This is a genomic window from Bradyrhizobium sp. 1(2017), from assembly GCF_011602485.2.
In the GTDB taxonomy this organism is placed as follows: domain Bacteria; phylum Pseudomonadota; class Alphaproteobacteria; order Rhizobiales; family Xanthobacteraceae; genus Bradyrhizobium.
Genome location: NZ_CP050022.2, coordinates 1,017,474 through 1,035,235, shown reverse-complemented (window position 1 = coordinate 1,035,235; position 17,762 = coordinate 1,017,474). Strand labels below are relative to the sequence as shown.

The following is a 17,762-nucleotide window of genomic DNA, read 5'->3' as shown; positions in this document are numbered from 1 at the left end:
TCTTCCTTCTGCCTTTGCCGGAGAAGGTAAGAGAGATCACCACATCGTCGCAGCCGCGCGCTCGGGCCAAATCCGATCATACTCCACGCCGCCGACCTTGTTCTGACTCATCTCCGCAAGAATCTGGCCGGGCGTCGGCAGCGTCTTCGGATCGACGCGCTTGTCGGGATTCCAGAGATCGGAGCGGACGATGGCGCGGGCGCACTGGAAATAGATTTCGTCCACATTCATCACCATGACGCTGCGCGGCGCCTTGCCCTCGACCTTGAACGAGGCCAGCAGATCGGCATCGACCGAAAGATGCGCGCGGCCGTTGGCCCGGACCGCATTGCCGGAGCCGGGAATCAGGAACATCAGCGACACCCTGGGATCACGCACGATGTTGCGCAGGGAATCGACCCGGTTGTTGCCGCGGCGGTCCGGCAGCATCAAGGTCTTGGGATCGTGGATGCGGACGAAGCCAGGCAGGTCGCCGCGCGGCGAGCAGTCGATGCCTTCGGGCCCGATGGTCGCGAGCGCAGCAAACGGCGCCTTCTCGATGAAGACGCGGTAGAGCGGCGTGACATGGTCGGCGACTTTCACGGTCGAGGCGTCATTGGTGGCGCCGTAGATGGCTTCCAGCTGCTCGACCGTTTCGATCACCGACATTCCGTTCTCCTTGCTGCCCCGGCTATTCCTGCCAACCTTCGTTCCTGATCACGCGCAGGAGCTGGCGGCCGTGATATTCGGCGCTGCCCGCATTGAGGATGGTGACATCGGCAACGGCCGATGTGCCATCGACGCTGCGCGCGAGGCGTTCGTCGATGTTGCCGTCACTGTGACGCGCCCGTGCCGCAAGCCGCGTCGCCAGCACATCCGGCGGCGCCGTGATCGCCACCACCACGACGTCGGCATAGGTCTGGCGCAGTGCACCGAGCACGGTGCGCGAGACGTTGACCACGACCGTGCGTCCGGCGCGGATATCGTCGTCGATCTCGGTCGACAAGGCGTAGGAATGTCCGTGCGCATCCCAGTGCACGGCGAAATCGCCGTTGTCGCGCGCGCGGCGGAATTCGTCGGGTGTGACCGCGATGTTGTCCTCGTCGGCGGAGGATTCGCGCGTCACGACACGGCGCGGAAAGACGACGCTGTGGTCATCGACACACGCCGCCCGCGCCAGTCGCAGCAGCGTGTCCTTGCCCGCGCCGCTGGGGCCGACCACGAGCACGAGCCGCCCGGGGCCAATCCCGCCTGCCGCCTCCTGCGCGATGGCGCCAGTCTCGCTCATGCGACGCGGCTTCCTTCCCGCCAGACGCTGCGGACCACGGGAACGCTTCCGGCGACATGCACGCGGATCAGATCGGCGCGCTTGCCCATCGCGATCTCGCCGCGGTCGGTGAGCCCGACCGCATCGGCAGGCGCCTTCGTCACGGTGCGGATCGCGGCGGGAAGGCTGATCGCGGGCACATGCTCGGGCAGCTGCAGCGCCCCCATCAGCAGGCTCGACGGGATGTAGTCGGACGACAGGATGTCGAGCAGGCCTTCGCGGGCGAGATCGACGGCGGCGATGTTGCCGGAGTGCGAGCCGCCGCGCACGACGTTGGGCGCGCCCATGAGGATGTCGATGCCGGCCTGATGCAGGCCGCGCGCGGCTTCCAGCGTGGTGGGGAATTCCGCGACCGCAACGCCGTCGCGCACGGCATCCGCGACATTCTCCTCGGTGGTGTCGTCATGGCTGGCAAGCGGGATCTTGTACGCCTGCGCCAGCGCCACGATCTCGCGCATGTTGGTCGCGGCATATTGTTTCTGATATTCGAAGCGCTTGGCGAACAGCTCGTCGAGTTCGGCGTCGGTCTTGCCGCCGCCCTTGCCGCGGTAATAGTCGCGCAGCTTCACCTCGTCGCGGAACTGGCGCTGGCCGGGGGTGTGATCCATCAGCGACATCAGCTTGACGTCGGGGCGGTCGATCAGCTCCTTGGCCTCCTCGACCACGCTCGGCATCGGGATCTCGCAGCGCAGATGCAGGAAGTGGTCGGCACGCAGCAGGCTGGCGTCGCGCGCCGTCGTGATCGCGGCGGCGAGCACGCCGGAACGGCCGTCGACTTCCTCGGCGCCGTCCTCGCGCCAGACCCGGAGCGAATCGAACACCGTGGTGATGCCCGAGGTCGCGAGCTGGCCGTCATAGGAGATGACGGCGGCCACCGGATTCCAGAACACCTTCGGCCGCGGCACGTAATGCGCTTCGAGATGATCGGTGTGGAGCTCGATCAGGCCGGGCATGATCAGATCGCCGCCGGCATCCTCCGCGCCCGCGGGCGCCCGGCCCTCGCCGATCTCGGCAATGCGTCCATCGGCAAGGGCGAGCCAGCCCTGCTCGATCACCCGGTCGGCCAGCACGATCCTGGCGTTGGCGATCACAGTGTCTTTCGGCTTGGCGTTCATGTCCCTCCTCCTTCAGGCCGCGGCGGCGAAGCTGGTGACGTCGACGATGCGGTCGGCGATCAGATGCCGGATTTCGTCGTCATGGACAATGGCGACCATGGCGACGCCCCGGCGTTTCTTTTCAGCGACCAGCTCGACCACGACGGCGCGGTTGGCGGCGTCCAGCGACGCGGTGGGCTCGTCCAGCAGCAGGATCGGGAGCTCCGAGATGAATCCGCGCGCGATGTTGACGCGCTGCTGCTCGCCGCCGGAGAAGGTCGCGGGCGGGAGTTGCCAGAGGCGCTCGGGAATGTTGAGACGATGCAGCAGCTCGCCGGCGCGGGCCTGCGCATCGGCCCGACCCATCCCGTTCACGATCAGCGGCTCGGCCACGACGTCGATCGTGGCAACCCGCGGCACCGCCCGCAGGAACTGACTGACATAGCCGATCGTGGAGCGGCGGACATTGAGCACCTGCCGCGGCTCGGCGCAGGCGAGATCGATGACCGCGCCGCGATGGCGGATGCCGATGCGGCCGGAATCGCAGCGGTAATTGCCGAAAATCATCTTCAGGATCGACGATTTTCCGGCGCCTGACGGTCCCGAGAGCACGACGCATTCGCCGGGATCGACGTGGAAGGTCACCCCGCTCACGACAGGCAATGCGATGCCGCCCTGCAGGTGCATCGTAAAGGTCTTCTTCGCATCGGTGACGTCGATCATCGCGGTCATCGGAACACTCATCTTGGAAGATTCATGGCGGCAGGATCGAGGAGACGAGGAGTTGCGTATAGGGCTCGCGGGGGTCGTCGAGCACCTGGTCGGTCAGGCCGGTCTCGATGACGCGGCCGCCCTTCATCACCATCACGCGGTGCGACAACAGCCGCGCCACCGCGAGGTCGTGGGTGACGATGATGACGGCGAGGTGCAGCTCGGCGACGAGACTGCGCAGGAGATCGAGCAGGCGCGCCTGCACCGAGACGTCGAGCCCGCCGGTCGGCTCGTCCATGAACACCAGCCGCGGCTCGGTGACGAGGTTGCGCGCGATCTGAAGCCGCTGGCGCATGCCGCCGGAATAGGTCCGCGGCGCATCGTCGATGCGCGCGATGTCGATCTCGACGCGGGTGAGCCAGTCCGACGCAGTGTCGCGGATGCGGCCATAGTGGTTCCACCCCACCGCCATCAGCCGCTCGCCGACATTGGCGCCGGCCGAGACCGCCATGCGCAGGCCCTGCGCGGGATCCTGGTGCACATAGCCCCAATCGGTGCGAAACAGAAAGCGGCGCTCGGCCTCGCCCAGCGTCGTCAGATCGCGGGTGATTCCGTCGCGCATGCGATACGACACATGACCGGCGCTCGGCGCGAGCTGGCCCGACAGCATCTGCAGCAGCGTCGACTTGCCAGAGCCCGATTCGCCGACGATCGCCAGCACCTCGCCCGGATACAGCGAAAAGGACACATCGCGGCAAGCGGCGATGCGGCCGAAAGACTTGCTGAGCGATTTCGCGATCAGCAGCGGCTGGTCATTGTCGAGCGTATCAGCCATGTGAGCCCGCCTTCTCCTTGTACGGCGCGGCGCTGAGGCTGCCGTGATGGCCGGCGGCCTGGCGGCCCTCGCAATAATCGGTGTCGGAGCACACGAACATGCGCCCGCCCCTGTCGTCGGTGACGATTTCGTCGAGATAGGAGTTTTCCGCGCCACACAGCGCGCAGGGCGCGTTGAAGCGGTAGGGCTCGAACGGATGGTCCTCGAAATCGAGCGACACCACCTGCGTATAGGGCGGGATCGCGTAGATTCGCTTCTCGCGGCCGGCGCCGAAGAGTTGCAGCGCCGGGCAATTGTCCATCTTGGGATTGTCGAATTTCGGCGTCGGCGACGGATCCATCACATAACGCGCGTTCACCTTGACGGGATACGCGTAGGCGGTCGCGATGTGGCCGAAGCGGGCGATGTCCTCATAGAGCTTGACGTGCATGAGGCCGTATTCGGCGAGCGCGTGCATGCGCCGCGTCTCGGTCTCGCGCGGCTCGAGGAAACGCAGCGGCTCGGGGATCGGTACCTGATAGACCAGCACCTGATTCTCGTTCAGCGCCGCCTCGGGAATGCGGTGACGGGTCTGGATTACGGTTGCCTCGTCGGTCGACGTGGTCGTGGCAACGCCGGCGGTCTTCGCAAAGAACTTCCGAATCGAGATCGCGTTGGTGGTGTCGTCGGAGCCCTGATCGATCACCTTCAGCACGTCGGCGGGGCCGAGGATCGCGGCCGTGACCTGCACGCCGCCGGTGCCCCAGCCATAGGGCATCGGCATTTCGCGGCTGGCGAACGGCACCTGATAGCCGGGGATCGCAATCGCCTTGAGAATCGCGCGGCGGATCATCCGCTTGGTCTGCTCGTCGAGATAAGCGAAATTGTAGGCGGGCGCGTTCATTCCGCGGCCTCCTTCAGGGCATCAGGCGCATTGGCTTCAGTGAACTCCTGACGCAGTTTGCGCAGCAGGCCGAGCTCGGACTGAAAGTCGACATAGTGCGGCAGCTTCAGATGCTCGACGAAGCCGGTTGCCTGCACGTTGTCCGAATGCGACATCACGAATTCTTCATCTTGCGCGGGGGCGAGCGCCTCCTCACCGAGCTCGCGGGCACGAAGCGCACGGTCGACCAGCGCCATCGACATCGTCTTACGCTCGCTCTGGCCGAAGGCAAGGCCATAGCCGCGGGTGAAGCACGGCGCTTCCGTCGTCGACCCCTTGAACTGGTTGACCATCTGGCACTCGGTCAGCGCGACGGAGCCGAGCGGCACGGCGAAGCCGACGTCCTCGGCGAAGAACTCGACCTCGACCTCGCCGAAGCGGATCTCGCCGGCGAAGGGATGGTTGCGGCCATAGCCGCGCTGGGTGGAATAACCCATCGCCAGCAGAAAACCCTCATCGCCGCGCGCGAGGTTCTGCAGGCGCAGGTCGCGGTCCGCCGGAAAGTTCAGCGGTTCGCGGGTGAGGTCACCAACGCTGGCCCCCTCCTCGGCCTGCGGCGAGGACTCGATCAGCCCGTCGCGGCCCAGAATGTCCGTCACGCGCGGTGTCGCCGTGGTCGAGGCTTCGGCCGTCGCCGGAGCTTCCGGCACAAAGCCCTCAGCGAGCGAGGGATCGAGCAGGCGATGGGTATAGTCGAAGGTCGGCCCGAGGATCTGGCCGCCGGGAATGTCCTTGAAGGTCGACGACACCCGCCGTTGCACGCGCATGGCCCCCGTATTGACCGGCTCGCTCGCACCGAGGCGCGGCAGCGTGGCGCGGAAGGCGCGAACCAAGAAGATCGCCTCGATCAGGTCGCCGCGCGCCTGCTTGATCGCGAGCGCCGCGAGCTCGCGATCATAGAGCGAGCCTTCGCTCATGACGCGGTCGACGGCGAGGCCAAGCTGCTCCGAGATCTGGTCGAGCGTGATTTCCGGAACGCTTTGGTCGCCGCGCCGCGCATGAGCGAGCAGGCGATGGGCGTTCTCGATGGCACGCTCGCCGCCTTTGACTGCGACATACATGGTTCAGCTTCCCTTGTTCACGACGCGCGTGGTGCGGGGGATCGCGACCACGGCATCATCGGCGACCAGGACTACGTCGATGCCGCGCGGAAACAGCGGCTCATTGAACCGCAAGCGCTCGAACAGGTCGAAAGGCTTGATCGACGCCTGCAGCATCGCCACGCCATCGATGCCGGGGCCGCGCAGTTCGAAGCTGCGGCCCGAGCCCAGATGATCGACCTGGACGATCAATGTGGTCGAGCGGTCGGGATATTCGTTCGTGCCGAGCGCGAAACGTTCGAGCGCGGGCAGCACCGCGCCGTCGCCGATCAGCGCAAAGCTCGCAATCGACGTATCCTGCACCACCGGCGCGCCGGTGTGGAACTTGAGCCATTTCACCACGTCGGAGCTTTCCGCCATGCGCGCATCGAGCCAGAGCGGCGTATCGTGATCGAACAGCGTCAGCGCGATCGCTGCCGTTCCGCGCATCATCGCATCAGGTGCTCCCGCCATCGGTACGATGCGCTGGACCGAGCCCGGTCGTGCCATCGCGTCCATCACCGAGCGAAAGGTCGATTGCGCCGACAAGACCTTGTCGGCGAAACCCGGCGGCAGTTCCGCAATCGTGGTCATGATCTCATCCCTCACCGCGCACCATGGTGTAGAAATCAACCTTCGTCGCGGCGGTCTCGGCCGCCGCCTGCTGGCGCCTGTTCATAAGCTGCTCGCGCAACGGCGCGATAACGTCCCGCTCGATGGCTGCGCTGAAATCACCGGATTGCACCAGCGCGTCGCACAGCGCGATCAGCCGCGCCTTTCCGGTGTCGCGGCCGAGCGTGTAGCCGAAGCCGACCTCGCCGCTGACAAGCCGCACCGCGGCGCGCGACACCGTGGCCTCTCCGAGGTTGAACGGCGCGCCGTCGCCGCCGACCCGGCCGCGCAGCATGACGAGACCGTTTTCCGGCTCGCGCAAATCCTGGTGTCCGGGCAAGGGAATTGTGCGGAGGCGAGCGGCGATCTCGCCCGTCTCCGCGTGCGCCAGCACGGCCATCGCGGCCTTGCGCTGGGCTTGCTGGTTGTCGTGCTGCGTCACCTGATCCACCAAACTTTTCTGCCGAACTTGCCGAATCCAAGTTGTCTATGATACTAGACAACTTCATACGGACGCGCCATGACTGTTTCGTGACAAAGATGTGATTTTCGGGCTAGGCTGACCGACGATGAGCATGCAGGACACAGCCTCTTCGGGCGTCGCCTTGTGGCGCCTCGTTGCCGACGGTATCGAGCGCGGCATTGCCGACGGCCGCTTTGCCGCGGGCGACAAGCTGCCGGGCGAGATGGAGATCGCCGAGACGTATCGCGTGAACCGCCACACCGTGCGGCGCGCGCTGGCCGCCCTTGCCGAGCGTGGCCTCGTGCGCGCCGAGCGCGGCAGCGGAACCTATGTCGAGGCGCAGAAGCTGGCCTATCCGCTGCGCTCGCGCACGCGCTTCTCCGAGATCGTCGGCGCCGACGGCCGCGAGCCGCATGGTCGGCTGATTGAGGCGACCAATGACGCCGCGACCCGCGAGCTGGCGCGAGAACTCGGACTGAAGGCCGGCGCGCCCTTGGTGCGGATCGAGGCGATCCGGCTCGCCGACCGCACGCCGATCTGCGTTTCGACCACCTGGCTATCGGCGGAGCTGTTTCCAGACGCAGGTGAGGTGTTCGCCACGACACGCTCGATGACGAAGTTGCTCGAGCATTTTGGCGTCCGCGACTATCGCCGCGGCGCGACACGGATCACGGCCGGCATCGTCGACGCGACCGACGCCGCACGGCTCGATCTCGCGCTGGGGCGCCCGGTCCTGGTGGTCGACGCGACCGACCACGATCTCGACGGCAAGCCGCTCGTGACCAAGCATTCGCGGTTCGCGGCTGAGCGCGTGGAGTTTCTGGTGGAGAACGGGTGAGCCAACCGCAACGGAGGAACGTAGGGTGGGCAAAGGCGCACTTGCGCCGTGCCCACCATATCTTCCCGGCTTCTAAGCAAACGTGGTGGGCACGCTTCGCTTTGCCCACCCTACAGCAGCTGTGATTAGGCCACAGCCCTTCGCCCAATGATGGCAAAGCGCAGCTTGCCCGAGATGAAATCGATCGCGGCGACCGCGACCAGGATCATCAGGATCAGGAACGACACTTTCTGCCATTCCAGCACGCGGATCTGCTCGGCGAGCTGGAGGCCGATGCCGCCGGCACCGACGATGCCGATGATGGTGGCCGAGCGGGTGTTGGATTCGATGAAGTAAAGCACCTGGCCGGCGATGACAGGCAGGACCTGCGGCAACAGGCCGAAGCGGATCTCGTGCAACGCGCTGCCGCCCGAGGCGCGGATGCCTTCGACCTGCTTCTGGTCGGCGCTCTCGATCGCCTCCGAGAACAGTTTTCCGAAGGCGCCGAAATCCGACACCGCGATGGCGAGCACGCCGGCGAAGGGGCCGAGCCCGACCACGTTGATCCACACCAGCGCCCAGATCAGCGTATCGACGCCGCGGATCGAATCGAGGAACCGGCGCACCGGGAAGCGCAGGATGTTCGACGGCACGATGTTGCGCGCGGCGAGCAAGCTGACCGGCAGCGCAAACAGCGCCGCCACCGTCGTGCCGAGCAGCGCGATCGACAACGTCTCGCCCAGAGCCTTCAGATAGACCGGCAGCGAGGAGCCGGGATCGGGCGGGATCATCATCAGGCTGATCCAGCCGAGCTGGCTCAGGCCGGCGAAGAAGCGCGACGGCGAGAAGTCGAGATCGACCAGGCCATAGATCAGGATCGCGAACGCCGCGACGATCATCGCCGGCATTGCCAGCCGCGCCGAGGCCGGCCGGTCGAACACATCGGGGTAGCGCGCGCGGATCTCGCGCGTGTCGACGTCTTGCGGCGTCACGTCCGCGCCTCCATGCCGAACAGGCGGCCGCGCAGCCAGCCGGTGGTGATATCGATGATGAAGACCGTGACGATGATGGTGAGCAGGATCGCGCTGACGTCGGAGTAATAGAACTTGCGGATGGCGACGACGAGCTCCTGGCCGATGCCGCCGGCACCGACGAAGCCCATCACGGAGGCCTCCCGGACATTGATCTCAAAGCGCAGCAGCGCGTAGCTGGCATAACCCGCGGTCACCTGCGGCACCACGGCGAATCGCATGCAGGATAGCCAGCTCGCGCCGGTAGAGCGGATGCCCTCGACCGGCTTCATGTCGGCATTCTCGACGATCTCCGAGAACAGCTTGCCGAGCGCACCGGTGGAATGGATCGCGATCGCCAGCACGCCCGCCATCGGACCGAGCCCGAAGGCGATGACGAAGACCAGCGCGAAGACGATGCCGGGAACGGTGCGGGCGAATTCGAGCAGGCGCCGCACGACGAAGCGCAACCAGGGCGCGGGTGAGGTGTTGTCGGCCGCGAAGAAGTTGAGGATAAAGGCAAGGGTTGCGCCGATCAGCGTGCCGACATAGGAGATCAGCAGCGTCTCGCCCAGCATCTTCAGCCATTTGCGCCAGCCCCACAGCCATTCGCCGACATCGGTCCAGACCCGTTGGCCGCTGTCGAGCGTGAGGATGCGATCGAAATAGCTGACGAAATTGCCGAAATAGGTGAACAGCGTGCGCAGGTTCACCTCGGCGCCGACCGCGGCGAGAGCCAGCGCGGCGGCAAAGATTACGGCTCCCAGCAGGAGGCGCCATCGCCTGCGTGCGACCGCCTGGCGATAGGCGGCGTTGAGCGCGGCAAGCTGCTGCTCGGGAAGAATCGAAACCGCGACGGTCATCTTGTCAGGAATTGGCCCGTAGAAAAGAGAAGGAGCCGGGTCCATCGACCCGGCTCCAGTTGCCTCGCCCTGAGATCAGGACGCCTTCTTCTTGCGGAGCGCGTCGACGAACTTGATCAGCTCGATCGTGCCGTCCCAGTCCTTGGTGGTCGCGGCATGGAAGCCCTTCTTCTGGCCGTCGGAGAGACGGTCGAACGCCGCCTTGTCCTTGGCCGGCGCGTCGAAGAACGCCTTCGCGATGGCGGCCTTGGCGTCTTCCGGCAGGTCGGAGTTGTAGGCATAGGGGCCGTTGATGATCGGCGCCGACTTGTGGATGATGCGGAAATCGTCCTTCTTCATCGCCGATCCGTCGGCATTCTTCAGCATGCCCTTGGTCAGCATCTGCGCCAGCGTGGAATCGTCGTCGCTGGTCCACTGGTTGGCGGCGACGTCGACCGTGCCCTGCGAGAGCGCGAGCATCGCGTTCTCATGGCTGCCGGTGAAGACGACCTTGCTGAAATAGGTGTCGGCGTCGTGGATGCCCATCTTGTCGAGCTCGAAGCGCGGCACGTTGTTGCCGGAGGTCGAGTTCGGGTCGACGAGGCCGAGGTTCTTGCCCTTGAGGTCGTCGACCTTCTTGTAGGCGCTGCTCGCCTTGACGAAGAACACCGAGTAATAGCCGGTCGAGCCGTCGGCGTTGATGTCGTTGGCGAAGGCGTCGGTCTTGACGCCGGTCAGGCGGGCGCGGGCGAACGAGGCCGAGCCATAGCTCGCGATCTGGATGTTGCCGGCGCGCTGGCCTTCGATGACGGCGGCGTAGTCGTTGGCGATGCGCAGCGTGACCTTCACGCCCAGTTCCTTGGAGAGATAGCTCACAAACGGCGCCCAGCGCTCGGTGACGCCGGATGCGTTCTCGGCGGGGACGACCGCGAAGGTCAGCTCGGGATATTTGGCCTTCCAGTCGTTTGCCGAGGCGGAGGCGGTGAAAGCGAGCGCAGCGGCGCCGGCGAGGACTAGTCTGCGAGTGATCATGATACCCTCTTCCTCATCAGTTGGGGTCGGTGACGCAAAAACTTGCAACTCAACAGGCGCGGCTCAGGCGGCCGCCGCCGTTCCAAGTGCCGGAACGCCCTCGGGCGCCGGGACAGGCCCACCGCCCACGACGTCGGCGGCTTCGAGATCGTAGAGATCGCGCGCCACGCGGTCGGTCAGCGCGGACGGCGCTCCGTCGAACACCACGCGGCCCGCGGCCATGCCGATCAGGCGGTCGCAATAAGTGCGCGCCAGATCCAGCGAATGCAGATTGCAGAGCACGGTGATGCCGAAATGCTTGTTGATCCGCAGCAGCGCATCCATCACGATCTTGGTGTTGCGCGGATCGAGCGAGGCGATCGGCTCGTCGGCGAGGATGATGTCGGGCTGCTGCACCAGGGCGCGCGCGATCGCGACGCGCTGCTGCTGACCGCCCGAGAGCTGGTCGGCGCGCTGAGCGGCGAGCGAGGCGATGTCGAACTGCTCCAGCGCCGACATTGCCAGCGCCTTGTCCTGCTCGGGCCAGATCTGCGACAGCGAGCGCCAGGCCGGCATCGTGGCGAGCCGCCCCATCAGGACGTTGGTGAGAACATCGAGCCGGCCGACCAGGTTGAACTGCTGGAAGATCATCGCCGAGCGCGCCCGCCACTGGCGCAGCTCCTTGCCGCGCAGCGCGGTGACGTCGAGGCCGTCGAACAGGATCTTGCCCTGGGTCGGCGTCACCAGGCGGTTGATGGTCCGGAGCAGCGTCGATTTGCCGGCTCCGGAACGGCCGATGACACCGACGAAGCCGCCGGGAGAGATTTGAAACGAAGCGTCGTCCACCGCGGCTTTTGCGCCAAAGCGGCACGTCAGACCTTCCACCACCAGCATGCAGAGCTCCAGAATAGCTGGGCCCACCAGCTAACGCCGGCGCTTGACACTTGTGTGACACGGCGATTGCGGTGCGGCGATCCTGCACACCTCCTCCACTGTCATCATCTTGTCATGACATCGTCATCAAGCCGCTCGAAGAGAAACGCCCGCCCTTGATTACGGATGCAACATGGCCGGCAAGACGCTCTCGGTGCAACCGACCATCGATCCCACAGCGAAGCTGCACGATATCAAGCTCGGCGCCTACACCGAGGTCGGCGCGCGCACCATCCTGAACGAAGTCACGATGGGCGACTACTCCTATGTCGTGAATGATGCGCAGATCACCTACACCACCATCGGAAAATTCTGCTCGATCGCGGCGATGACGCGCATCAATCCGGGCAATCATCCGATGCATCGCGCGACCCAGGCGCATTTCACCTACCGCTCCAGCGCCTATTTCGAAGGCGAGAGCGACGACGCTGAATTCTTCGACTGGCGGCGCCAGCATCACGTCCATATCGGGCACGACGTCTGGATCGGTCATGGCGCGATCGTGCTGCCGGGCCGCAGCATCGGCACCGGCGCGGTGATCGCGGCCGGCGCCATCGTCACCAAGGACGTGCCGGCCTACACCATCGTCGCCGGCAATCCGGCCCGCATCGTGCGGCGGCGGTTCTCCGAGGAGATCTCCGGACGGCTCGCGAAGCTTGCCTGGTGGGATTGGGATCACGACAAATTGCGCGAGGCGCTGCCCGATTTCCGCAAGCTCGGGATTGAAGATTTCCTGGCGACATACGAAGCACGGGCGAGCTCCACAACCAGCAAACGAAACGCGGTCGCGTGACAGACATATTCCTCGAAGGCGGCCGGACCCTGATCGGCACCGAGCTCGTCGAAACCTCGCTGCTCGTGTCCGGAACGGACATCGCGCAGGTCGATGCCTCTCGCGGCCGCACGCGGCTCGCGATCGATGCGCGCAACCTGCTCGTGCTGCCCGGTATCGTCGATCTGCATGGCGATGCCTTCGAGCGGCAAATGATGCCGCGCGCCGGCGTCGACTTTCCGATCGACGTCGCGCTCGCCGACAGTGACCGTCAGGCCATCAGCAACGGCATCACCACCGTCTTCCATGCCACGACCTGCTCTTGGGAGCCGGGCCTGCGCAGCGCCGACAATGCGCGCGGCCTGATGGAGGCGATCGAGCGGCAGCGCCCGCAATTCGCCGCCGACACCCGCTTCCACCTGCGCCACGAGACCTACAATCTCGACGCCGAGAGCGACATCAGCCAGTGGCTCTCCGACGGCCGTGTCGACCTGTTCGCCTTCAACGACCACATGGACGGTACCGTTGCCGACATGGCCAAGCCCCGCAAGCGCAACCGCATGGTCGAGCGCACCGGCCTTTCGAGCGAGGATTTCGATCGGCTGGTCGACCGCGTGGTCTCGCGCGCTGACGAGGTAACCGCTTCCGTGTCGCGGCTGGCCGCGGCGGCGCGCACGGCCGAGGTGCGGATGCTTTCGCACGACGATGCGACGCCGGCGATGCGCCAGGAGTTTCGCGAGCTCGGCGCATTGATCGCGGAGTTTCCGATCAACGAGGAGACGGCGCGCGCGGCGGCAAGTCATGGCGACGCCATCGTCTACGGCGCGCCCAACGTCGTGCGCGGCGGCAGCCACACCGGCTGGACCAGGGCGGCGGACATGATCGCCAAGGGCCTCTGCTCGGTGCTGGCGTCGGACTATTACTATCCTGCACAGCTGCTCGCCGCATTCCGCCTCGCCGCCGACGATGTGCTGCCGCTGACGGAAGCCTGGAACCTGGTGTCGGCCGGTCCAGCGCGTGCCACCGGCCTCGCAGATCGCGGCGTGCTCGCCGAGGGACGCCGTGCCGACATCCTGCTGGTCGACGACAGCGTATCGCTGCGGCCGCGGCTCATCGCGGTGATATCAGGCGGCAAGCTCGTGCATCTCACCGATGCGACACGGCTGCTCAGCGCGGCGGCAGCGCCGCGCGAGGCTGTCGTCGCGGCATAAACCGGTTATGCTCGGGCCATGATTCCCCGCTACGCGATCTATTTTGCAGCAGACAGCGACAGCGTGCTCTCCCGCTTCGGCGCCGAGTTGCTCGGCTACGATGCCTATCGCGGCGACGAGCTGCCGTTTCCGCGCCAGGCACTGGAAGTCGCGCCGGACTGGCGCGATATCAGCGCCGATCCCCGCAAATACGGCTTTCACGCCACGCTGAAGGCGCCAATGGCGCTCGCGTCCGGCAGAACGGAAGCCGAGCTCACGGCGGCCTGCGCGGTTTTCGCCGGGACGGCGCGACCGATCCCGGTCATCCGTCCGGTCGTCGATTCCATCAGCGGCTTCATCGCCGTCATTCCGGCCGAGCCGGTCGATGCGCTCCAGGGGCTCGCCGCCGATTGCGTCCGCGATTTCGACTCGTTCCGTGCTGCACTGACGGCGGAAGACCGTGCACGGCGCAGACCCGAGAAGCTCACCGAACGGCAGCGCGGCCATCTCGACCGCTGGGGCTATCCCTATGTGATGGAAGAATTCCGCTTCCACATGACCCTCACCGGCCGACTGGATTCAGAGCGCCGCGGACCCATCCTTCAGATGCTGCGGACCCGGTTTGCGTCGCTTCGTGTCGACACGCTGGCGATCGACCGCCTCGCACTGTTCAGGCAGGACGACGCGAAGGCTCGCTTCCGCATCATCGGTGAGTGGGCGTTGGCGCGGTAGGCCTCGCCGTCAGCTCGCAAGATTGAAGGCGAGCGCGACCGCGCCGACCACAATGAGGCTGGTCGCCCAAACTGCATCCAGATTGAACCAGCTTCGCGCGACGAACTTCAATCCCAGATGGCGGTAGACCAGCCACGCCAGACATCCGCCGGCCCCCACCATGGCGATCACGTGCACCACGGACACCAGCACCGCCATGGCGAGACTCGCCTTCATCAGCGCGCCCGCCGCCTCATGGCCGGCATCGAGCTCGAAGGCCTTGCAGAGCCCGAGATAGATCGGCACGAGCATCAAGGCGGCGCCGTGGGCAATGGCGACGGCAAACGACCAGAGCGCCAATTGCGTCGGTGGAATTCGTGCCAGTGCGCGGGGATGACGCCGCGCGATCAACCGATAGACGCCGAAGCCGACGACGAGAAGGCTTGCGCTGATCTGGATTGGGCGCTGCCATTCGACCAGCACGAGCAGAAATGCGAATGGCAGCAGCACGAGAAGCGTTGCCAGGAGATGGCCGGCCGACAGGGCCCACAACGCGCGGAAGAGCGCGCGTGGGCTCTTGTCCATGAGCCCGGCCGAAACGGCGAGCGGCCATCCCATCCCCGGATTGATCCCGTGGTAGAGACCGCTCGCAACGAGAGCGAGCCAGAGCCAGCCAATCGCCGCGCTCGCCTGCCCCCAATCTAGACCGACGGGTAGCAAAAAGAGTCCGTCGAACAATCGCCGCCCTCGAGCCTGATCTGGTGCGCACGATATCCGTCGGGGAAGCTCACGAAATAATCCTTGTCGAGCTTGAGACCGCCGTCGCGACCGGCATTGGCCATGACCTTCGCGCCCGGAACCCCGTCGGGATAGAACTGATCGTCCCAGGTGGAATAGAGCGAATTGGTCCAGTACACGCGCCGGCCGTCGCGGCTGATCTCGACCATCTGCGGCCCTGCCGCAAAGGCCTTGCCATTTGGATGCGGAGTGCGGCGCGCGATGCCGCCGATGTGGACCGAGCCCGCGAGCTTCGGCTTGCGCGGATCACTGACGTCGTACTGGCGCATTTCCCCCGTGCCCCAGCACGAGACATAGAGAAACCGGTCATCCATCGACAGGTCGATGTCGGTCACCAGCGGCGGCACCGCGCCAAATCCCTGCAGCAGCGGCGGGAGCTTCTCCTTTGGCGCGGGCTCGGGCGGGATCGTTGCCGTCTTCTCGGCATGGAATTTTCCGCCCTCGCGCCACCAGGTCCAGATCGATGCTTCGAGGTTGGTGGTGTCGACCACGACGCCGACGAAGCCGTATTCGCGAACCGGATCGTGTGCGGGTCGCACCTCCAGCGCCATCTGATGATTGGCGCCGAGGTCGATGGTTTGCACATTGCGCCGGGCGCGGAGATCCCAGAAGTGGAGACAATGGCCATATTTGTTCGACAGCAGATCTTCCGGGACGATCCCGTTCTCGAACTGCGGCGGCAGCGCCCATTCGCTCGACACCATGTAATCGCGCGGCAGGTTCCACCAGAAATCATAGTGCCGCGTCTGCGGACCACGGTCGATCTCCCAGCGTCCCAGGACCTCGAACGTCTCGCAATCCATGATGAAGACGCCTGGAGGTCCGTTGGTGCCGTCCTTACCGCCGCCGCCCAGCGTGCTCACATAAATGCCGTCCGGCCCGCAATGGATCGTGTGCGGCCGCGAGTAGCCGGTCTTCCTGAAGACTTCCTCCGGCTCGATGATTTTGTGAATCTTGGCCTGGGTCGGATCGGGCTTGGTGTCGATGATGTAGATGCGCGACGAGCGCAGCCCGGGGATGATGAGATAGCGTCGTTCGATGAAGGCGTGTCCGGCGAGCGGCGACAGGGCGGAGGAGCAGGCATTCCAGCCGAAATGATGAAACTCGTCGCCCTTGTTGGGCATCGTCACGGTGTGGACGATCTGGCTGTAGGTCGGCGATCCCGGCTTGACGTCGATGACCGCGAGGGCATCCGGCTTTGAGAAATCCGGACTGAGCAGCAACGTGTAGGCAAAGTTCTCCGCAGGCGCTTCCATCGCGAGCCTGGGCGATGCGTGAAAGGTGGGATCCGGCCTCATCGTCATGGCACTGCCTCCCTGTTCTGTCGGTTCGCCAACCTGACTCGGGATAACGGCATAATGAAGAGGTGTTACGCGATGTCCTCAGATGCTCCGCGGCCTGGTTGGCGAGCCTACGATACTTGATCGCCGCACCGGGGGAAACTGGCGGAATCGCGCCAATTCGACGCCTTCGGGCGATACAGGCCGATAAGATGAGACGAGCGCGCACCTCACCCTCAGTGTCGTCCCGGCCTAGTGCGCAATTGCGCACGGGGGGCCGGGACCCATAACCTCAGGGAGAGGTTATGGAGTGAGCTGCCAACTCCAAGTCTTCGCCACACTTCTCCCGGTGGTTATGGGTCCCGGATCGGCGCGCGCTTAGGGCGCGCTTGTCCGGGACGACAGTGGGGCTTACTTCCCCCAGCGCAGCGCCAGCGCGTCGCGCTCCTTGGCGAGCTCCAACAGTCCCGCCCGCGTTGCCGGATGCAGCGGCTGGAGCGGATGCCGAACCGCGTCCGATTTGATCACGCCGCCGGCCTGCATCATCACCTTGCAGGCGCTCAGGCCGCATTGGCGGTTCTCGTAATTGATCAGCGGCAGCCAGCGCTCATAGGCGGCCTTCGCCTCCTCACGCTTACCGGCGAAATAGGGATCGATGATCTGGCGGATGCCGTCGGGATAGCCGCCGCCGGTCATCGCGCCGGTGGCGCCGGCATCGAGATCGGCCAGCAGCGTGATCGCCTCCTCGCCGTCCCAGGGCCCTTCGATATCCTTGCCGCCCGCCTCGATCAGGCTGCGCAGCTTCGAAGCCGCGCCTGCCACCTCGATCTTGAAATAGCGGACGTTGGAGAAATCGCGCGCCAGCCGTGCGAGCAGCTCCACCGAGAGCGGCGTGCCGGCGACCGGTGCATCCTGGATCATGATGGGGATGTTGATCGCACCGGAGAGCACCTTGAAGAACTCGACGATGCCCTTCTCGGGCACACGGAAGGTCGCGCCGTGATAGGGCGGCATCACCATCACCATGGCGGCGCCCGCCGCCTCGGCCTGCTGGCTGCGTGCGGCGCAGACGGCGGAGCTGAAATGCGTGGTGGTGACGATCACGGGAACCCGGCCGGCCACATGCTCCAGCACCGCATGCATCACGGTCTCACGCTCGGCGTCGGTGAGCACGAACTGCTCGGAGAAATTGGCGAGGATGCAGAGGCCGTTCGAGCCGGCATCGATCATGAAATCGACACAGCGGCGCTGGCCTTCGAGGTCGAGCTCGCCGCGCTCGTCGAAGATGGTGGGCACGACCGGGAATACACCGCGATAGGGGCGCTGGGCCTTGTGTTGTGGCGTGACCGGCATCGAACTCTCCATCCCTGATGTTA

Annotated in this window: 20 protein-coding genes; 4 read left to right on the top strand and 16 right to left on the bottom strand. The window is 65.6% G+C overall.

The window, feature by feature from the left end; translation table 11 throughout:
* Window positions 1-36: 36 nt before the first annotated feature.
* Genes HAP40_RS04830 through phnG form a run of 9 tightly spaced genes read right to left on the bottom strand, consistent with a single transcriptional unit; the run spans window position 37 to window position 7,010 of the window.
* On the bottom strand, window positions 37-648 hold the full coding sequence (locus HAP40_RS04830; protein WP_166818863.1) for a pyridoxamine 5'-phosphate oxidase family protein: 612 nt from the start codon (window positions 646-648) through the stop codon (window positions 37-39).
* A 22-nt stretch (window positions 649-670) separates the two neighbouring features.
* Window positions 671-1,267, bottom strand: coding sequence for a phosphonate metabolism protein/1,5-bisphosphokinase (PRPP-forming) PhnN (gene phnN / locus HAP40_RS04825; protein ID WP_166818864.1), 597 nt, complete (start codon window positions 1,265-1,267; stop codon window positions 671-673).
* Window positions 1,264-2,421: an alpha-D-ribose 1-methylphosphonate 5-triphosphate diphosphatase gene (locus HAP40_RS04820; RefSeq protein ID WP_166818865.1), complete on the bottom strand. Its 1,158-nt coding sequence runs from the start codon at window positions 2,419-2,421 to the stop codon at window positions 1,264-1,266. Before HAP40_RS04820 ends, phnN begins: the two co-directional genes overlap by 4 nt.
* A 12-nt stretch (window positions 2,422-2,433) precedes the next feature.
* Window positions 2,434-3,132 carry a phosphonate C-P lyase system protein PhnL gene (gene phnL, locus HAP40_RS04815; protein ID WP_166818866.1) on the bottom strand — a complete coding sequence of 233 codons (699 nt, stop codon included), beginning with the start codon at window positions 3,130-3,132 and terminating at the stop codon, window positions 2,434-2,436.
* A 22-nt stretch (window positions 3,133-3,154) separates the two neighbouring features.
* Window positions 3,155-3,946 carry a phosphonate C-P lyase system protein PhnK gene (gene phnK / locus HAP40_RS04810; RefSeq protein ID WP_166818867.1) on the bottom strand — a complete coding sequence of 264 codons (792 nt, stop codon included), beginning with the start codon at window positions 3,944-3,946 and terminating at the stop codon, window positions 3,155-3,157.
* Window positions 3,939-4,829: an alpha-D-ribose 1-methylphosphonate 5-phosphate C-P-lyase PhnJ gene (locus tag HAP40_RS04805; protein WP_166818868.1), complete on the bottom strand. Its 891-nt coding sequence runs from the start codon at window positions 4,827-4,829 to the stop codon at window positions 3,939-3,941. The genes phnK and HAP40_RS04805 overlap by 8 nt, the downstream gene beginning before the upstream one ends.
* Window positions 4,826-5,929 carry a carbon-phosphorus lyase complex subunit PhnI gene (locus HAP40_RS04800; protein ID WP_166818869.1) on the bottom strand — a complete coding sequence of 368 codons (1,104 nt, stop codon included), beginning with the start codon at window positions 5,927-5,929 and terminating at the stop codon, window positions 4,826-4,828. Before HAP40_RS04800 ends, HAP40_RS04805 begins: the two co-directional genes overlap by 4 nt.
* Before the next feature lie 3 nt (window positions 5,930-5,932).
* Window positions 5,933-6,541, bottom strand: a complete 609-nt coding sequence (phnH, locus tag HAP40_RS04795) for a phosphonate C-P lyase system protein PhnH (RefSeq protein WP_166818870.1) — start codon at window positions 6,539-6,541, stop codon at window positions 5,933-5,935.
* A 4-nt stretch (window positions 6,542-6,545) separates the two neighbouring features.
* A complete protein-coding gene (gene phnG, locus HAP40_RS04790; protein ID WP_166818871.1) occupies window positions 6,546-7,010 on the bottom strand; it encodes a phosphonate C-P lyase system protein PhnG in 465 nt (154 codons plus the stop codon).
* 118 nt (window positions 7,011-7,128) lie between these two features.
* Here phnG and phnF point away from each other — a divergent pair, with 118 nt between their 5' ends.
* Complete coding sequence (gene phnF, locus HAP40_RS04785; protein WP_166818872.1) at window positions 7,129-7,860, top strand: phosphonate metabolism transcriptional regulator PhnF; 732 nt, start codon at window positions 7,129-7,131, stop codon at window positions 7,858-7,860.
* 125 nt (window positions 7,861-7,985) lie between these two features.
* On the opposite strand, the gene phnE (HAP40_RS04780) is transcribed toward phnF, so the two are convergent.
* The 4 genes from phnE (HAP40_RS04780) to phnC form a co-directional block, all read right to left on the bottom strand.
* A complete protein-coding gene (phnE, locus tag HAP40_RS04780; protein ID WP_166818873.1) occupies window positions 7,986-8,831 on the bottom strand; it encodes a phosphonate ABC transporter, permease protein PhnE in 846 nt (281 codons plus the stop codon).
* The gene (gene phnE, locus HAP40_RS04775; protein WP_166818874.1) at window positions 8,828-9,712 is read right to left on the bottom strand and encodes a phosphonate ABC transporter, permease protein PhnE; all 885 of its coding nucleotides are present in this window, start codon (window positions 9,710-9,712) and stop codon (window positions 8,828-8,830) included. The genes phnE (HAP40_RS04780) and phnE (HAP40_RS04775) overlap by 4 nt, the downstream gene beginning before the upstream one ends.
* 75 nt (window positions 9,713-9,787) lie before the next feature.
* Entirely contained in the window at window positions 9,788-10,723 is a 936-nt protein-coding gene (gene phnD / locus HAP40_RS04770; protein ID WP_166818875.1) for a phosphonate ABC transporter substrate-binding protein, read from the bottom strand.
* A gap of 63 nt (window positions 10,724-10,786) precedes the next feature.
* Entirely contained in the window at window positions 10,787-11,596 is an 810-nt protein-coding gene (phnC, locus tag HAP40_RS04765) for a phosphonate ABC transporter ATP-binding protein (protein ID WP_166818876.1), read from the bottom strand.
* 172 nt (window positions 11,597-11,768) lie between these two features.
* Between phnC and HAP40_RS04760 the strand changes: the two genes are divergently transcribed.
* The 3 genes from HAP40_RS04760 to HAP40_RS04750 are packed head-to-tail and all read left to right on the top strand — an operon-like array spanning window position 11,769 to window position 14,329.
* A complete protein-coding gene (locus tag HAP40_RS04760; protein ID WP_166818877.1) occupies window positions 11,769-12,428 on the top strand; it encodes a chloramphenicol acetyltransferase in 660 nt (219 codons plus the stop codon).
* Entirely contained in the window at window positions 12,425-13,618 is a 1,194-nt protein-coding gene (locus HAP40_RS04755; RefSeq protein ID WP_166818878.1) for an alpha-D-ribose 1-methylphosphonate 5-triphosphate diphosphatase, read from the top strand. The genes HAP40_RS04760 and HAP40_RS04755 overlap by 4 nt, the downstream gene beginning before the upstream one ends.
* Window positions 13,619-13,636: 18 nt before the next feature.
* Window positions 13,637-14,329: a DUF1045 domain-containing protein gene (locus tag HAP40_RS04750; protein ID WP_166818879.1), complete on the top strand. Its 693-nt coding sequence runs from the start codon at window positions 13,637-13,639 to the stop codon at window positions 14,327-14,329.
* A gap of 9 nt (window positions 14,330-14,338) precedes the next feature.
* On the opposite strand, the gene HAP40_RS04745 is transcribed toward HAP40_RS04750, so the two are convergent.
* The 3 genes from HAP40_RS04745 to HAP40_RS04735 form a co-directional block, all read right to left on the bottom strand.
* Window positions 14,339-14,926 carry a hypothetical protein gene (locus HAP40_RS04745; RefSeq protein ID WP_208024816.1) on the bottom strand — a complete coding sequence of 196 codons (588 nt, stop codon included), beginning with the start codon at window positions 14,924-14,926 and terminating at the stop codon, window positions 14,339-14,341.
* 83 nt (window positions 14,927-15,009) lie between these two features.
* The gene (locus HAP40_RS04740) at window positions 15,010-16,410 is read right to left on the bottom strand and encodes a selenium-binding protein SBP56-related protein (protein WP_166818880.1); all 1,401 of its coding nucleotides are present in this window, start codon (window positions 16,408-16,410) and stop codon (window positions 15,010-15,012) included.
* Window positions 16,411-16,797: 387 nt separating this feature from the next.
* Entirely contained in the window at window positions 16,798-17,739 is a 942-nt protein-coding gene (locus HAP40_RS04735; RefSeq protein WP_166818881.1) for a dihydrodipicolinate synthase family protein, read from the bottom strand.
* Window positions 17,740-17,762: the final 23 nt, after the last annotated feature.

Coding starts and splice junctions, on each gene's coding strand:
- HAP40_RS04830 (WP_166818863.1), bottom strand. CDS start 648: ATGTCGGTGATCGAAACGGTCGAGCAGCTGGAAGCCATCTACGGCGCC.
- phnN (WP_166818864.1), bottom strand. CDS start 1,267: ATGAGCGAGACTGGCGCCATCGCGCAGGAGGCGGCAGGCGGGATTGGC.
- HAP40_RS04820 (WP_166818865.1), bottom strand. CDS start 2,421: ATGAACGCCAAGCCGAAAGACACTGTGATCGCCAACGCCAGGATCGTG.
- phnL (WP_166818866.1), bottom strand. CDS start 3,132: ATGACCGCGATGATCGACGTCACCGATGCGAAGAAGACCTTTACGATG.
- phnK (WP_166818867.1), bottom strand. CDS start 3,946: ATGGCTGATACGCTCGACAATGACCAGCCGCTGCTGATCGCGAAATCG.
- HAP40_RS04805 (WP_166818868.1), bottom strand. CDS start 4,829: ATGAACGCGCCCGCCTACAATTTCGCTTATCTCGACGAGCAGACCAAG.
- HAP40_RS04800 (WP_166818869.1), bottom strand. CDS start 5,929: ATGTATGTCGCAGTCAAAGGCGGCGAGCGTGCCATCGAGAACGCCCAT.
- phnH (WP_166818870.1), bottom strand. CDS start 6,541: ATGACCACGATTGCGGAACTGCCGCCGGGTTTCGCCGACAAGGTCTTG.
- phnF (WP_166818872.1), top strand. CDS start 7,129: ATGAGCATGCAGGACACAGCCTCTTCGGGCGTCGCCTTGTGGCGCCTC.
- phnE (WP_166818874.1), bottom strand. CDS start 9,712: ATGACCGTCGCGGTTTCGATTCTTCCCGAGCAGCAGCTTGCCGCGCTC.
- phnD (WP_166818875.1), bottom strand. CDS start 10,723: ATGATCACTCGCAGACTAGTCCTCGCCGGCGCCGCTGCGCTCGCTTTC.
- phnC (WP_166818876.1), bottom strand. CDS start 11,596: ATGCTGGTGGTGGAAGGTCTGACGTGCCGCTTTGGCGCAAAAGCCGCG.
- HAP40_RS04760 (WP_166818877.1), top strand. CDS start 11,769: ATGGCCGGCAAGACGCTCTCGGTGCAACCGACCATCGATCCCACAGCG.
- HAP40_RS04750 (WP_166818879.1), top strand. CDS start 13,637: ATGATTCCCCGCTACGCGATCTATTTTGCAGCAGACAGCGACAGCGTG.
- HAP40_RS04745 (WP_208024816.1), bottom strand. CDS start 14,926: ATGGGATGGCCGCTCGCCGTTTCGGCCGGGCTCATGGACAAGAGCCCA.
- HAP40_RS04740 (WP_166818880.1), bottom strand. CDS start 16,410: ATGACGATGAGGCCGGATCCCACCTTTCACGCATCGCCCAGGCTCGCG.
- HAP40_RS04735 (WP_166818881.1), bottom strand. CDS start 17,739: ATGCCGGTCACGCCACAACACAAGGCCCAGCGCCCCTATCGCGGTGTA.